This window comes from Nitrospira sp. KM1, from assembly GCF_011405515.1.
Classification (GTDB): domain Bacteria; phylum Nitrospirota; class Nitrospiria; order Nitrospirales; family Nitrospiraceae; genus Nitrospira_C.
In genome coordinates, this window is the sequence record NZ_AP022671.1 from 1,114,100 (window position 1) to 1,128,465 (window position 14,366).

A 14,366-nucleotide genomic window follows, 5' to 3' on the forward strand; every position below is an offset into this window, starting at 1 on the left:
AGAAACAGAATCTGGATCGCGTTTCATATTTATGAGATGAGAACTCATATCGTGGCCTAATCGACAATACGTAGTAGACGGTCATGGCCTCACCTACCTCACAGAGAAAACGCATGTTTATTTTCCTGTTGCGCATGTTTATTTTCTGGATTCCTCCGTCCGTTTTTTAGAGTAAGCTGTCCCTATTCACTTCATGGCCGAAAACAATCTGCAGGTGTCGAATCACTCAGTTTCCGGTGAATGAGGACGGACTGCACGCGCGTGGCGATCCCTCGCCACCTCCATTCGCCCCTGGCGCAGATGGCATTTCATCTCTAGCGAACGATTGCGGTAAGAAAACATGAGTGCCGATTCAGCGAGCCAAATTTTTATTGGAAGAAGCAGGGACGAAATTCAGGAGCAATGATCAAGCCCGATGGGAATGGATGTCATACCGCGCCACCGGTGCAGGTGCAGATAGTCCCGTGAATTCTCAGCAGGACGCCTCCAGTTTTTCAAGAGAAGAGCCCGCTGGCTTATGAAAGTCATGAGCTTGACCGGAGCGAAGCTCGTAAGGTAAGGTGCATCGCTTCAAGTGCTATGGCGATCGCCAGATCGCTATATATAGAGCTAAAAATACACAGTTGCCGAGGTAGCTCAGTTGGTAGAGCACAGCCCTGAAAAGGCTGGTGTCGACAGTTCGATTCTGTCCCTCGGCACCACTTTTCTCTCTCGTTTGTACTTTACTAAGGGTTTAGACGGTCGGAGCAGAGGCAGGTGTCATTAGCGTGTTAACGGCAGCATCAAGGCGAGCCATCGCGGCATCTAGGCGCTCCGGCTTTACACTCCGATAACGAGGATACATCTCCACCGATCGGTGACCCGTTATCGCCATAATCGTCTCCGCGTCCCCCCCGCATCTGCCAGGTTCGTGGCTGCACAATGCCGGAGATCATGAAACACAAAGTTCTCTATCTGTTGTTCCTCGCACAGCTCCTGCACTAATCGGTACGTGTGGTTGATCTTCTTCCCATCCTTCTGAACGATCAATCCTTGAATGCATACGACGCCGCCGTGAGCACGAAGCCGCTGCAGTTCACGCCGTAACGTCGGTGTGAGTGGGGACAAATCGTTCTCTGTTTGTCTTAGGTGTTTGGGAAGAAACAGTGGACTTCTCCTTGACCAGCTCACACTGCCGCTGGTTTCCACAACTTACTTGATATATGTTCTGCGCCTGTGGTTTCTGAACAAGACTTCATAGTGGGGAGGAGGTGTACGGTGAACATCAGATTGCTGATCCTGTGGCTGGCGCTAGGCCTGCTCGCTGCTGGAGGCTGTTCGAAGGTGAAGGCGATGTACGAGGATAAGAGGTACGAGATCAAGGTACATACGGATTTCGACCCGTCCGTCGACTTCTCTTCGTTTCATACCTTTGCCCATTCGGGGATGACGGACAGAGGGCGACAGATCGCAGCCACTGACAACAAGTCGCCCTTGAGGATGAGGGTGAAGGAAATCGTCAACAAGCAACTCGTGGCCAAGGAACTTCGGCAAGTCGGCTTGGAAGACCACCCAGACCTGCTGGTACACTTGTTATTCGGCGTGAATGATGCCGATAAATTTCAGGAAGCCACCTTGGTCGTGAATCTGGCTGAATCGTCGAAAAAGAGGCGGGTGTGGCAGGCCGTGATCACCGAAACGATAGGAGAGAGCTTGGAGAAGAACTTTGAAATGGTCGACAAGGGAGTCGCCAAGGCCTTCAAAGACTATCCTCAGGCCAAATGAAGGGATCGGATGATATCCCTACATCAGTCGCGGCAAGACGCGACCCTAGCCGCTCAGGTTATGATTACCGAAGAAGGCTAACGACCAAAACGACATAGATGACAAAAAGGGAAATAGTACCCGTTGACTCTCCCTCGAAGAGTTTAGAACCGCAGGCCCACCGTGGCTAGCACGGTACGCGGGTCGCCGTAGAAATACCCCGTCAGGCTGTTATCTGCATAACCGACGTACCGCTGATCGAGCAAATTACGGAAATTCACAGCGACGTTTATTTGCTTTGCTTTCAGCCAGTTGTTAGGCTCTAAATCGCGGTTGTAATAAAGAGCTGCATTCACAATCACGTACCCCGGCACATTGACTTGCGGATCAAAGATCCAAACATTGCGTCCTGTATAGCCGATCACTCCCCCGCCTAAGCCAAATCCCTTTAACGATCCCTCTTGGAAATGATAGGTCGACCAAAGCGTCGCCTTATTATACGGAATCATCCCTAAACGCCTATTCACGAGCGTGGGATCGTTGTCTTTTGTCACTTCTGCATCGGTATACGCATAGCTGGCAATCACGTTCCACCCATCGGCCAAACTAGCTGTGACATCCAATTCAATACCTTGGCTCCGTTGCTCCCCCGTTTGCACAGCAAAACCTTGAGCAGCACGAGCAGGGTCTGGATCGGGCGTCACCAGATTTTCGCGCGTCAAATGATACCAGGCGAGACCAAGTGACAATCGATTCTGAAAGAAGAAGGTCCTTATACCAACTTCGTACTGGGTAGATCGCTCCGGTTTAAACAGTTCGCCGGTTGGATTGAACGACCCAGGGGAGTTTGGCAAGAACCCTCGAGTCCAAGAGGTATACAAGGAGACCGGCTCGATTGGTTGGTAGACCAACCCCAGTCTAGGACTTACACCGGTGTCGTCCGAGGTCTGCTCAGGTGGGTTGGCCGCAACAGTGCCCGCACGTTGAAACTGATGCACGTAGTCAAACCGTACCCCACCAACCAATTTCAAGTTTGGCAGTAAGGCAATTTGATCTTGGAGATAGACCCCTACGAGCTTTTGTTCCGTTTCAAAAAGTCTCACTGCACTAATCGGCGCGCTGAACGGATTGATACCGTAATCTGGATTATACAGGTCCAAATTCAAAGAGGGTCCCGTGCGCGTTGTAATCTGTATTGGGTTTTGCCGTACCTCTCGTAGTTCGACCCCAGTCAGCAACGTGTGGTCCATTTGCAGCAATCTGAAGCGGCCTACTATATTGGTTACCATGCTGTGGAGATGTTGGCGAGAGATGCTGGTTTCACCAGGGCCACTGCCCCAAAATCTCGACACCGTTCGCTGATCTGGCTCTAAGGCTAGAATACCCCCATTTATTTGATCACTTTGCAGAATGGAATAGCGGTACATGTTTCGAATTGACCAATTATTATTGAATTGATGAGAAAGATCATAACCAACACGATAGACTGTGCGGTCGTTTCTCCCAAAATTTCCCATGCCTGTAAAGCGATTACGAGGGATATCACCATTGATGTTGGGCAACACCGTCCCCTCGGAGGGAAGGCCCGGAATGCGCTGAGTCCATCGTTTGAAATATTCGCCATCCACAGTCAGCGTCGTACGAGACCCCATGATCCACGTAATGGAAGGGGTAACTCCCACCGCATCGCGATTGGCGAAATCGACGAAACTCAAGGCTTTTTGGCCGACAACTGTTAAACGATAGAGCAGCGTCTTACTGGCATTCAGTGGACCAGTCGCATCGAGTTCTGATCGGTAGAGATTATAGTTGCCGAGAGTGACGTTAGCAGAATAAGCCGCATCTGGTAATGGCTTACGAGTCACGATATTTATGATGCCGCCTGGATCGCCCAGTCCGTACAGGACCGACGCCGGCCCCTTTAACACCTCTAGACGTTGTACATTGTAGGTATCGGACGCAAGCTGTGCGGAGAAAAGATCGAATAACCCATTGCGAAACATATTGTTATTGCCTATAGCAAAGCCTCGAATGAACCACGCGTCATTGACGTCAGCACTTTGTGAAAACGTAGAGATCCCGCTGATATTTTGTAGAGCATCATCCAGCCGAATGGCCTTCTGCTCCTCAATCACTTTTCTTGTGACCACCTGAATTGATTGCGGCGAGTCACGTATAGGTGTATCGGTACGCATAGCCGTATTTGCTTCCTCTGCGACGTACGATTTTGGATCGCTTTCACGTTCGCGTATATCCTTCACCAGAATCTCCGGCACCTTGACTGGTTTCTGAGCGTTACTCGGGGCTGTGTCAGTCGCTCCGTTTCCTGAGGCGGCCGCCGCTCCAGCAGCCCCAGCCCCGACCAAGCCAGGCACGACAGCTCCTGAACTGTCGCGTTTGAGCGTCACAATTTTCGGTCCGACGAATCGATACGTCAGACCGGTACCGACCAATAGACTTTTCAACCCTTGTTCTGGTGTAAGTGAGCCAGTAACCCCGGGAGAACTCATATCCGCAGCGATTTCAGAGGGAATACTCACCTGCCAGTCAGTAGTGTCTGCAAAACTATGCAGGGCTGATGAGAGAGGTTGAGAGGGAATATTAAACATGAATTGACGCGGTTCACTTCCTGCCCCTATTCCATCTTGCGCCAATGCCGGTATCATCGAGAGACTCTGGCATGCGATGAGCAGATGGACGGCTAGAGTGTAGGTGAATCCCTTTGAAGTGAAAACTTTCAACTGAGTTTTGCCGATACTCATCGAGGCGCCTCCTCCTTCGTCAGAATGCAACGTATACGTTGCCTTGACGGAAAGAGGCCCTGACACCCCACATGGGAAAAATAATATTATGAGTGGATCAATAGAGAATGGTCAGGCGATCGGTCACCGCGACCATGTGAAATGGAAGGGTTTTGGAAAGAGTCGCGAGAAGGGCTGCCGGTTCATTGAGATGATAGGTCCCAGTGACATGAATCAGTCTCAATTGTGGATTCGCGATAATAATCGTTCCTGGGTAATAACGACGGACCTCGTCAATCACATCGCCTAACAGCGCCGATGTGACCGTTAATCTATTCCGTAACCATCCGGTGGCTATATGGACCTCGATCGAATGCGGTTCTTCTGAGCGGTCAGCCTGAACACGTACTTGCTTTCCCGCCTCAAGGGCAATGTGTGGCCACGAACCGCGAGCCTCAGAGACTTGCACTAGTCCCTCGACCACTGTCACTTGGACTCCTGAAGATTGGGTTTGCACGTCGAACTCAGTCCCGACAGCGCGGGTCGTAATGCCGTTATGTTCTACGATGAAAGGACGTTGCGTATCGGGAGCAACTCGAAAGAACGCTTGGCCTTGCAGGAGATGCACTTTCCTGGTGTGGTCTTCGTACCTGATGGCCACAGCGGTCCGCGTATTCATGGTGAGGGTTGAGTGATCTGGCAACTCGATGGTGCGCCGTTCTCCCACCGACGTGTAATAGTCTGCTTGCAGGCGCGTGAACAGGTCCCACTGTTCCGCGGCCAAAATGAATAAGACGAGTATCGCAGCCGCTCCGATCGCATGCCAATAAGATGGCAGCCAGCTGGTTGCAGGAACGTGATTGAGATGGTCTGTTGATTCGGCCGATCGGCGTGCGGCTGTTTTGAAGATCGGGTGATCCCAGGCCGCATTGACCTTGCGAAATGCACGTTCGTGCATGGGGTCTTGCTGACACCAACGCTCAAACGCCTGTCTTTCTTCAATCGTGACATCGTCTGCACGCAGCCGTCCAAACCAATCAATGGCCTCATCGACAATTCTGCTGTCTTGAGCTGTGGACTGAGGGGAATTCACGTTGTTGTCGGATTTCGACATGCCTGACTTTCGTGCCAGAGGATCATGCCTTCCAAGAGACACGTGGAGTATATGCTATGACGGAAATGCACGTCACCACCCCATCCTGGGTTATGGAAAGTCGAGGAGATCGAGTGAATTCCAACACTGCTTCAATGCGCGAGTAATCAACTTCTCGACCGCACTTTTCGATATTCCAAGCTCTCTTGCAATTTGCACGTAGCTATACCCCTCCACTCGGTGCAGGAGAAATGCGTGCCGGCATCGTGGAGGGAGTTGATCTATCACTGCCTGAACTTGTTGCAATTGTTGTTTGGCCGACAGCTCACGATCAGGCGTGGGGATGAGAGAAGCGACGTTCAGCGCGGCGTCCTCAGTCACAGGCTCCGAGAGGGAACACGTAGGCGTCTTACGACTTCTGAGGTGATCAATAGCGAGATTAATCGCCGTTCGATACAGAAGCGATCGAGGATAGATGACGTTCTCTTTCCCGGCAATACCGAGTATGCGGGTAAAGGCTTCTTGGACGAGATCAGTCGCCAACTCTTTGGAACGAACCAGACGTGTCACGTGCAACGTCAACACGTGGCGTTGCTCGTCAAAGAGCCGCTCAATGTCGGAATAGGTGAGATTCATGGTCCATCACTGGAACGGGGGTTGGATGATAGCAGTTCTCAAAATCACCTGCAACTAACTGACTCTGAACCTGCTGCAGTATGGAGTGATTACTGAAGCGGAGCGCTTTCCAACTTCTGAAGACTCCATGCCTAACCATTCCGGCACTTCTTCTTCCTGAACTCCCCGGTGGAATCTGCGCCGGATCAGCCCGTAGACCGACCTAAGCCACTCTCGCATTCATTTCCAAGATCTCAAGTACCGTATCGTTGGGCGCATGACTTGTTTAAGCAGGATGGTGACGTAACACTCATGACCGGGAGAACCCTTAGTGGCAGCTCTAAAAGTCCCGAGCAGAGAAAGTCTCCGTGCTCTCGATACCCTCAACATATTCTTGGCAGATGTTCGCGACGGGGTTGGTCCCTATCTCGCCATCTATCTTCTGACAGTCCAACAATGGGACCCAGCGAGCATTGGGGTAGCCATGTCCGCCATGGGCATTGCCAGCGTTGCCGCTCAAACCCCATGCGGCATCCTAATCGATACCCTCAACCAGAAACGATTGCTCACCGTCCTCGCGTCCCTGTTTGTCGGTATCGGCTGCACGGCCCTCACATTCCATTCCTCATTTGAATTCGTACTCGGCGTCCAGTTGTTCAATGGGATTGCTGCAGCGATTTTTCCGCCGGCTGTGGCGGCTATTACCCTCGGCTTAGTAGGTCCGAACCTCTTTCCGGTTCGAATGGGGCGTAATGAAGCCTTGAATCATGCTGGGAATGTCCTGTCTGCTCTGCTGGCAGGGATCGCTGGCCATGTCCTCGGCGTGCAATGGATCTTTTTTCTCGTCAGCGCAATGGCCGTGGGGAGTATGGTGTCCGTCCTGTTTATCCGGGAGCGTGATATTGATCACGGTCGTGCACGTGCTGCCGCTTCGAACGGGAATGCATCGGAACGCATCTCTGGCCTCAGCATCTTGTTCCGCAATCGAACCCTTCTCATTTTCGCTCTCAGCACCGCGCTCTTTCATTTTGCCAATGCCGCCATGCTTCCGCTCGCAGGCCAACTTCTCTCTCGTGATAATCCCGAGGTCGCTTCGCTGTCGATGTCCGCGTGCATCATTGCCGCCCAGATCATCATGATTCCTGTGGCTGCGGCGGCAGGCCGCTTAGCCGGGACGTGGGGACGCAGACCGGTGTTCTTAATCGGATTCGCTGTGCTTCCTATACGCGGGCTTTTGTATACGCTGAGTGATGCCCCCCTGTATATCGTCGCGGTTCAGCTATTGGACGGCATCGGGGCAGGCATCTTTGGGGTTTTGTGGGTGACCGTGGTCGCCGATCTCATGAAGGGAACTGGACGGTATAATTTCGCCCTGGGGGCGATCGCCACAGCCCAGAGTATCGGAGCCGCACTCAGTAATCTGGCTGCGGGGTATGTAGTCGGCCTCTGGGGATACGGCGCGGGGTTCCTCATGCTCGCAACTGCCGCGGTGGTCGCGCTGCTCCTGTTTGTTTGGAAAATGCCGGAGACGGGTGGTTATCAATCCCCGGCACAATGATGGCGTCGGATCTTCGCCATTTACTTGATATTGAACATTCGAGCCATTTAAAAACCTTGACCGTCCTTGTTATTTGCCCTTGGTTTCTCCCGGTACTTCCTGAAGGGGAGAAGAACGGTGTCAAAACCAATCAATTCACCGATGTCAGCTTGCCATGGCTGCGAATCCATGAGCTGGACGGGTTGAGATGTAATCCTGTAGTTCCTGTAAGACGTCTCTTCACTCATCAGGCTGGTGATACTCCCTACTGGTCTCCATGCTCCGGAGGGTCCAATCGTATACCCGTCTCATATCACCTATGGTGATATACCGGTCACAATAGTTGCTCCCCCACTCAGCGGCAGGCACGGCTCCGCAATACGTGCAGCCCTAGTAATCCGTACAAGTCCAAACGCAAGTGACTGGACCGATTGATGCTTTAAAGGGAAGGCTGCCTGGGACTCAACGCTAAATATTCTTGACCATCAAACGCCTAGGAGGCGTTTTACATCTCCACGGACGGTTAGTTCGAAGTTTCTCTCGCGGCTCCAGCCATACCGGTCTTCCAAGTTATCGGGGATTGTCAAAGATATCAGGCCGCGCTTCGACCGTTATCGTACAGTCGCTTGATTAGGGGTCATGAGAGAGATCAGCAACATACGAAGTCAAAAAACTGACCCCATTGATGTGTTGACTGACCCTGATGCTGACTTATGTGCTGGGCGGCTCGTACATGTCCATTAGATTCACGCCCACTATTTCTCCATTAATGATCCGTTGGCCATACGTGACACCGTGCACATCGGCCTCATGCTCCGTGGGCCAGCTACTACCGTTCAAACGAAATTCTTGTGTAGAGAGAATTTCGCTCACAGCTTTACTGATGAGAATCCGTGGAATCCATCCCAAGCCTCGATGCCAGTGCGGTAAGGAGACGATTGTATGGTTCTTATATTGGACCTGAGTCGCCATGGCTTACGTCACCCGTGTCATGGTTCGGCACTGTAAACTTAAAGCATATGTGTATGATCCGCGCTTAGTTCCATCATTCATTGTTATGCCACGGCACTGTTGTGTTCCTTACGGGCGCAATGGAGCATTTGCATGATCTCAATGACGTGGCAGACACCATATACCGACCGCGAGGACGAAACTGACTCCAATAAACAGCGTGATAGTGACCCTCAACGAATTATCCGCATCCCTTCGTACTCTGCCGGCAATCTCCGCGACGACTTCGATCAACCGTTCCAATTCGTTCGTTACGCTCACGAATTTCATCCCGGATTCTATGGCCATGTTGCGTTCCGCCTCATCCCGCCATTCAACCGCCCGACCCTCCGATCCCGATTGCCAGACTTTTTCCATGATCTGAATCGTGCGCTCCGAGGAGGCCATATACTCCTCCAGCTTCGCTTGAACCGCCTTAACCTCCTCAAGCTCCCTGTTATCGATGTTCTGCTCGGATGACGCTCGATTGCTGACTCTGATGAATCGCTCCAGCGCCGTATCGATGCGCGATCGCTTTTGAGCGAGAGAGTCCACAATCCGTCTAAACTCTCCTTGCGTATCGGTTTGCACGGCACGGATGACGGACGTTCGATATCGAACGAGCTCTCCGTTGATGTAGCTCAGATCCGTAACCGCCAGCGTATATTCGGCATACATGACACGAAGATTCTGATCCACACGGTTTAAGACGCGGGAGCCCACGAGGCCGCAACCGATGATGAGAAGACTGACGAGCACATGCATCCATAGAAATCGCGCGCGCAGGTTCATTCCGCTCTCGATACAGAAAGGGCAGAGTGCCTTGCGACATCTCTGCCCTGTGAGATCTCTATCTCGAATGATCGAGTAAGGGAATCCCCGATCGATCATTCGACAACGTTGGCTTTACAGCCAGTTCACCCGTTCGGCGGGGCGAATGTAGATGGGCTCTTCGACCTGGATGCGGGCCACTTCCTTGCCCGACTTGTTGAAGCCCAGCACGGTATCGTTGTACATCTCAAAGCGCTTCCCGTGGATCTGGGTTTCAAACACCTTCGGGCCCGGAATGACGTCGTAGCGGAAGATGATCTGCTGGCTGGCCCGCCAGAGTTGGAGGACGGCCAACAGCTCCCGGCTCGGCACCAGGTACTTCTCAATGGCATTGTCGACGCCCGGGCCGAACATCTGCCGCGCATAGCCCCGGGGGGAATGCCGCGGCGGAATGTAGAAGCCGTTGGGCTCGGTGCCCCACTGCGGATACAAGGGCAGCGCCACCTGCTCCACCCGAATGGTGTAGTACAGGGGATGCCACCGGTCCTCCGCCCACAGGCCGTCTTCGCCGATGCGCACCAGGCTCTGCATGCGGATCTTGCCCACGCACGCCGCCATACAGCGCGTCTCCATCGGCTCCCCGCCCGTCAGCGGATCCTTGCCCTCGATCCGCGGATAGCACGCAATGCACTTCTCCGACACCCGGGTCGTCCCCCGGTACATCGGCTTCTTAAACGGACACTGCTCCACGCACTTCTTGTACCCCCGGCAGCGGTTCTGGTCGATCAACACAATGCCGTCTTCCGGCCGCTTGTAGATCGCCTTGCGCGGACAGGCCGCCAGACACCCCGGGTATGTGCAGTGGTTGCAGATCCGCTGCAGGTAGAAGAAGAACGTCTCATGCTCCGGCAGGCTGCTGCCCGTGAGCCGCCACGGTTCATCGCGCGAGAACCCCGACTTATCGATGCCTTCCACCAAGGAGCGCATCGAGGTGGCGGTGTCCTCGTAGATGTTCACGAAGCGCCATTCCTGGTCCGTCGGGATGTAGCCGATCGCCGCCTGGCCCACCTTGGCCCCCGCGTCGAAGATCGTCATCCCTTCGAACACCCCATAGGGCGCATGGTGCTTGCGGCCCACCCGCACGTTCCACACCTGCCCCCCCGGGTTCACCTGCTCGATCAACTGCGTGATCTTCACGTCGTAGAACTGCGGATACCCCCCGTAGGGCTTCGTCTCCACGTTGTTCCACCACATGTACTCCTGCCCCTTCGAAAACAGCCACGTCGACTTGTCCGCCATCGAACAGGTCTGACAGGCCAAACACCGATTGATGTTGAACACAAAGGCAAACTGCCACTTCGGATGCCGCTCCTCGTACGGGTACAGCATCTTCCGTCCCAGTTGCCACTTGAACTTCCAGGCAATCGCGTGCTTGCCCGGGAGTGAGTCGGTCTGGTGCATCGGCATCAGCCACGACCGGGTAAAGGACTGTTGGGCCCCATACCGGAAGTTGGATTGATAGCCGGTGTCCACCGCGATCGCCCGGCCGTCCGGCCGCGTCTCGTGGCCCTTCACCGACTTCGCCGTCGACACGTACGGAGCGTGTTTCGCCATCGTCACGTGATACGGATAGGCCGGGTTGTACTTCGCGCGAATCATCAAGCGCGCGACCTTGTAGAACGGATCCGAGGGCTTCCAGCCCCGATAGGGCCGGTCCACCGGGTTGCCGTCCACATAGACATAGTCGCCGTCGTTGATGCCGCGGTCTTTCGCCGCCTGCGGGTTGATGTGGATCTGGTGCTCGCCGACGCCCGGCGTCCGTTTGTCCATGCGGTACGGATCGCCGAAGTTCGACTCGTAAATCTGCACCCAATCGTTCACCGACCACTGGCTGTGCACCCGGTGCCGGGTCTTGGGCGTCACGCAGTAGAACTGGTACCCCTTCTCCCACAACGGGTTGGAGTGCCGCTTGATTTCCTGCCACGGCAGCTTGATGTTGCGCACCGTCTTATCGTCGTGGTGCTGCGCCGTGATCGGAATCCCATAGTCGTCCGGCCGGATGTACGGGTTGCTCGTCATGATCGCGTTCGGCAGATACGGCGTCGCCTCCGGGCCTTCCCGGTGCGAGATGAAATTCTCGCCGTACTCGATCGCTTCCGGCTCCGTCCGGTAGGTCTCATACCGGCCGGTTCGTGTCCACATGGGTTTGGATTCGTTCGTCTCCTCCCAGAACGGGTGACGCGGGTAGGTGCGGGTCATGACCATCCAGCCCTTCTCCGACTTCAAGAGCACGTCCGCGCTGTAACCGTAGAACGTGGATGAAGCATCTAAAAGACGCTGCACATAGACGTCCACCCGATTGTCATAGACGAACTTGAAGTAATCCCGCATCCGTTTGTCACCGGTCATCTCCGCCAACTTGGCGGCGACACCGGCGAACGTATCGAGGTCGTTGCGCGTGTCGTACAACGGCCGGATGCCGCCCTTCCACACCTGCACCCAAGGATTGGAGACCGTCACCGTCATTTCCGGATAGGTGAACTCCATCCAGGAATTGCACGCAAAGGCGATATCGTTGTGGTTGACGTCCGAGGTCATCTCGATGTCCTGCGTGATCAGGGTCTCGATGCTCGGATCTACGTTGCGCACCATGTCGTAGTGATGTTTCGCATTGTTGAGCACGTTCACGTTGGTGACCCAACGGAACTTACTCGGAGTCGGCATATGCGTTTTGCCGGTGAAGACCTTGCGTCCGTACTTGGGGGTGTTCACGATCAGCGCGGTGTCGCCGTGGTTCCAGTAGCCGACTTCCTCGCCATAATAGTAGGACTTGGTCTTGATTTCTTTGCCGTGTGCATTCGGATCCAGCGAGATGTTGAACGGGTCCTCACCCGTGTGTACGGCGAGCCCGGCGCCCGACCAAGGCGTTGCCGCCCATGTTCCGGCTTTATAATTGCCGGCCCAGGTATGCTGACCGGTTCCGAATTTCCCAACGTTGCCTGTGGCGATCAGCACCATTGCGGCTCCCCGGGAATTGACGGTCATGTGGAAGTAGTGGTTCGTCCCTTCACCGTTATGAATCGCGGCGGGCTTGATCGTGCCGGAATCCCTTGCCCAGCGGACCAAGAGATCTTTCGGTGTCCGGCAAATCTGGTGGACCGTATCCAGGTCATAATCCTGAAAATGCACCGTGTACAGCTGCCAAATCGGCATCACGTCGATCTCGCGGCCGTTCAATAGCTTGACTCGATGCGTGCCGGTGAGCGCGGCGTCAATGCCGCTGTGAGTGTAATGCCATCCAACCTGTTCGCGATGAAGCGGCACGGGCTGGTTTTTGTTGAGATCCCAGACCATCATGCCGCCCAACCGTTCGATCTGCTCCTGTTTCAACGACTGAATGCGGCCTGAATAGCTCTTGGAAAAATCTGGGAATTTGTAATCGCGAATCACATCACGAGGGTCCAAGTGCTGGAGGGTATCCGTACGCACGAGGACCGGTGCATCGGAATAGCCTTTCAAGAAATCGACATCATGAAGATTTTCATCGACGATGATCTTGAGCGCACCCAGGAAAATCGCGCCGTCCGACTGCGGCCGGAGTGGCATCCAATAATCGGCACGATACGCGGTGGGGTTGTACTCCGGGGTGATCACGACGATACGGCCACCCCGCTCGATCGACTCGAGTTTCCAATGCGCTTCGGGCATCTTGTTCTCGACGAAGTTCTTTCCCCAGCTCGTGTTGAGCTTGGAGAACCGCATATCGGAAAGATCGATGTCAGACGCCTGTGCGCCACACCACCAAGGATTTGATGGGTTCTGGTCGCCATGCCAGGTATAGTTCGACCAATACCGGCCACCCTGGGCTTGATCCGAGGTGACCTTCCGAATCCATGTATCCAACAATGCATTGACACCACCGTTCATTCTCGTATTGCCCATTTTCCCGATGATTCCCAACACGGGCATCCCGGCCCGGTGTTTGAAGCAGCGCGTACCGGCGCCCTTCATCATCTCGATCATTTCCGGCGCATAGCCCTGTTCGCGCAACCGCCGCGCGCCCGCCTCACCGCTATATCGCGTCGCCACGATGATCATGGCCTTTGCGGCGTAGGTGAATGCCGTATCCCAGGATACGCGCATCATGTCGTCGAGAAAGCGGCTGTCGAATTTGTATTTGCGCTTCACATCCGGCGTCAGCTCAGGTGAGCCGGCATCCATCCATTCCTTCCACCCTTTCCGCATCAATGGCCCCTTCAAGCGATACGGGCCGTAGACGCGGCGATGGAAGGTGAAGCCCTTCAGACACATCCGCGGGTTATGGGCGAACGTTCCGCGATTGCCGTACAGGTCTTCATACGTTTGGTGATCGTAGTTCTGCTCCACCCGCATGACGACGCCGTTCCGGACGAAGGCACGGATGCGGCAGGCGTGGGTGTCATTCGGTGAGCAAACCCAGGTAAATGAAGAATCATAGCGATATTGATCGTGATACACCCGCTCCCATGAGCGATCCGGATAATCACCGAGTGGATTGCCTACCTCGATGACCGGTTGCAGCGCCGTCAGCGCCAACACCTTGTCTGCAAGCGCGACTGCCGCGATCGTCCCAGTCGTCACTTTCAAGAACTGTCTACGCGATAACACCATTGTCCTGTCCCTCCCTGCTAAAGTTCTGGCATACAGTTCCTCAACTCGAAGCCATTCACCTCCCTTCATCCTGGTTTTGGATGCTTCAGGCGGCCCACCCCCTGTTCATCTGGAGGGTGACTCTCAGCAAGGAGATTGCCAGGGATAATGATGGAATGATCGGAACGATGAAATTCAGCGCAACAGCTTGATATGCAATGTTAAATTGCACTGTTGGTAAAATTCA

At 54.2% G+C, this 14,366-nt stretch carries 7 protein-coding genes and 1 tRNA gene; 3 read left to right on the forward strand and 5 right to left on the reverse strand.

The window, feature by feature from the left end; translation table 11 throughout:
• Window positions 1-625 precede the first annotated feature (625 nt).
• Together W02_RS05125 and W02_RS05130 are read left to right on the forward strand one after the other, a co-directional pair.
• Window positions 626-701 (forward strand) — tRNA-Phe (locus W02_RS05125).
• A 556-nt stretch (window positions 702-1,257) separates the two neighbouring features.
• Window positions 1,258-1,764 carry a DUF4136 domain-containing protein gene (locus W02_RS05130; protein ID WP_173045429.1) on the forward strand — a complete coding sequence of 169 codons (507 nt, stop codon included), beginning with the start codon at window positions 1,258-1,260 and terminating at the stop codon, window positions 1,762-1,764.
• 143 nt (window positions 1,765-1,907) lie between these two features.
• Here the strand turns inward: W02_RS05130 and W02_RS05135 are convergent, their stop codons facing one another.
• The 3 genes from W02_RS05135 to W02_RS05145 form a co-directional block, all read right to left on the reverse strand.
• Window positions 1,908-4,505, reverse strand: a complete 2,598-nt coding sequence (locus W02_RS05135; protein ID WP_173045431.1) for a TonB-dependent receptor — start codon at window positions 4,503-4,505, stop codon at window positions 1,908-1,910.
• Window positions 4,506-4,602: 97 nt separating this feature from the next.
• Window positions 4,603-5,598: a FecR family protein gene (locus W02_RS05140; RefSeq protein ID WP_173045433.1), complete on the reverse strand. Its 996-nt coding sequence runs from the start codon at window positions 5,596-5,598 to the stop codon at window positions 4,603-4,605.
• Between the two features lie 90 nt (window positions 5,599-5,688).
• Entirely contained in the window at window positions 5,689-6,213 is a 525-nt protein-coding gene (locus tag W02_RS05145; protein ID WP_173045435.1) for an RNA polymerase sigma factor, read from the reverse strand.
• Between the two features lie 310 nt (window positions 6,214-6,523).
• On the opposite strand from W02_RS05145, the gene W02_RS05150 reads away from it, so the two are divergent.
• The gene (locus W02_RS05150) at window positions 6,524-7,750 is read left to right on the forward strand and encodes an MFS transporter (RefSeq protein ID WP_173045437.1); all 1,227 of its coding nucleotides are present in this window, start codon (window positions 6,524-6,526) and stop codon (window positions 7,748-7,750) included.
• 1,089 nt (window positions 7,751-8,839) lie between these two features.
• Here the strand turns inward: W02_RS05150 and W02_RS05155 are convergent.
• Both W02_RS05155 and W02_RS05165 read right to left on the reverse strand, forming a co-directional pair.
• A complete protein-coding gene (locus W02_RS05155) occupies window positions 8,840-9,511 on the reverse strand; it encodes an MCP four helix bundle domain-containing protein (RefSeq protein ID WP_173045439.1) in 672 nt (223 codons plus the stop codon).
• Window positions 9,512-9,625: 114 nt separating this feature from the next.
• Window positions 9,626-14,110, reverse strand: coding sequence for a 4Fe-4S dicluster domain-containing protein (locus W02_RS05165; protein WP_232068714.1), 4,485 nt, complete (start codon window positions 14,108-14,110; stop codon window positions 9,626-9,628).
• Window positions 14,111-14,366: the final 256 nt, after the last annotated feature.